The 2,047-nt window shown below is 43.4% G+C and carries 2 protein-coding genes; both read left to right on the forward strand.

The window, feature by feature from the left end; genetic code table 11:
• The first annotated feature begins 217 nt into the window (after positions 1-217).
• Entirely contained in the window at positions 218-361 is a 144-nt protein-coding gene (locus BLR65_RS30320) for a hypothetical protein (protein WP_169716958.1), read from the forward strand.
• 110 nt (positions 362-471) lie between these two features.
• Positions 472-1,815, forward strand: a complete 1,344-nt coding sequence (locus tag BLR65_RS28740; RefSeq protein ID WP_093798259.1) for an MFS transporter — start codon at positions 472-474, stop codon at positions 1,813-1,815.
• The last annotated feature ends 232 nt before the right edge of the window (positions 1,816-2,047 follow it).

Consider the following 2,047-nt stretch of genomic DNA (forward strand, 5'->3'; position numbering starts at 1 on the left):
GAAGGCCGAAAACCGACCTGCGTACATCATTGCCAGAGCGGTGCTGTGTACTATGGTACCTTGGAAGAACTGGCTGAGAAAGCGGCTGAAAAACCCAGAATGGTTTTGTTCTCTAAATAATCTGCAACTTTACGTAAGGCTAGGCTATGGATTATGCGATCAGCTGTTAACAGGTTTAACATTAGATTACTAAAAACATAAAAAGGAGAGGATTTCTATGGGAGCACATAATGAAAAAGGCGGATTTGTACCACCCTTAGCCGAAAAACTAGTTTGGCAATGCGCTGGTTGTCAAACATTTAATTCTACGAAAGTAACCAAATGTAAGAAATGCGGCGCTGATAAGCCCGCTAAGAAGTGATTTTAGCAAACCTATACTATAACCCACGCACGATGTTGCGGGGACGAAGATTCGCCATTCGCTAGGAATGGCGAATCTTTCTAAAAAGTGATTAACAGGAGGCGACAAGAATGGTGGATGCTGATAAACAGAGGATGTTTGCTAAGCTGAAAAGGTATCAATGGCCAATGTACATTATCGTTATTCTGGCATATATGTTAACGCTCTTTCATCGAATTACGCCGGCAGTAATGGGCCCGGAACTCATGAAAGACCTACAGCTTGACGCCGTAGCATTTGGTTTCTTAGGTCTGGCATTTACCTGGACTTATGCCATAGCACAGGCGCCCGTTGGGGCTTTGTTAGATAAATTTGGCGCCCGGCGTGGGTTGACGATTATCTTAATTCTGGCTGTTGTTGGCAGTGTTGTATTTGCCGCGGGCCAAAACTTTGTAGTCGTTGTCATTGGTCGTATCATAATAGCCCTAGCGGTAGCTGGCTTCCTGATTGGCGGCGCTAAAATAGTCGCTGCATGGTTTACATCCGCTCAATACCCTGTATTATGGGGCCTATTTATGGGCTTTGGCGCGTTAGGCAGCGTATTTGCCACTACGCCGCTGCAATATTTAATGACATCCTTCGGATGGCGGGGTTCAATATACATTGTTGCCGGGTTAAGTATTGTGTTAACAATTATTGCTTACACAATGCTCAGAGATCGTCCGTCCGACGTAGGATTAGTGACACCGGACGAATTAGCGGGAGTGACAGTACCGCAAGTAAAAGCAGACACAAAACATGATGATTCGCAGGACTCATTAAAGGGAGTTCTAGCTATGCCCATGTTGTGGCTAATCGGGTTGCTTTCTCTTGGCGTAAACTCAAGTGCTCAAACCTTGCAATCTTTGTGGAACGGTATTTATTTAGCAGACGTTTACGCTTTTAGTAAACCGGTTATTAGTGATATATTATTTTATTCCGCTATCGGGTTAGTAGTTGGATCATTTTTAAGTGGATGGGCTGTCAGAATATTTAATAGTGCCCGGACCATGACAATAGGCACCACTGCCTTTTTATTAGTTTGGCTGTATATGACGGTTAATATCAAGAGCATGTCTATAGCGGAATTGAAGGCGGTAAACTTTTGTTACGGCTTTTTGCAAATGGTCACTATTGCAACCACGTTCACCTTTATAAAAGAGCTGGTTCCGCAATCACGGCTCGGGACAGCTATGGGGGTGGTTAATAGTTTTGCCTGGATTTTTGGCGCGGGACTTTTCCAACAGATTTGGGGGCTCATTATCAAAAGTGTGTCCAATGGAGTCAAACCTTACCCGGTAGAAGCCTTTCAGACCGCTTTTTGGGTACAGGTAATTGTTCTCGTAATCGGCGCTGCCTGTGCTTTCTACATTTTAAAGACCAGTAGTAAATCGACTGCCCAAAAGAGTAACCAAAGTAAAGTACCTAATGCTTGATTTGTGTTATTTGCTAAATAACGTTCTCAAAAGAAATCAGTATTTCTTTAAATGATGCAGTTGGCTCCTAGGGAAGCGATAGAGGTAAATACTGCGAGATAGTTGATAATACAGGCTTTGGATCAGGTTGGGATAGGTTGGCATACATTTTGCAATATAGAAGAGCGGTTACAAAAAATACCCTTACTTGAAATTAGTGGAGCGGAATAAGCGAAGGGAAAGTTTGCGGTAG

The sequence above is a fragment of the Sporomusa acidovorans genome, assembly GCF_900101845.1.
GTDB classification, from domain to species: Bacteria; Bacillota; Negativicutes; order Sporomusales; family Sporomusaceae; genus Sporomusa; species Sporomusa acidovorans.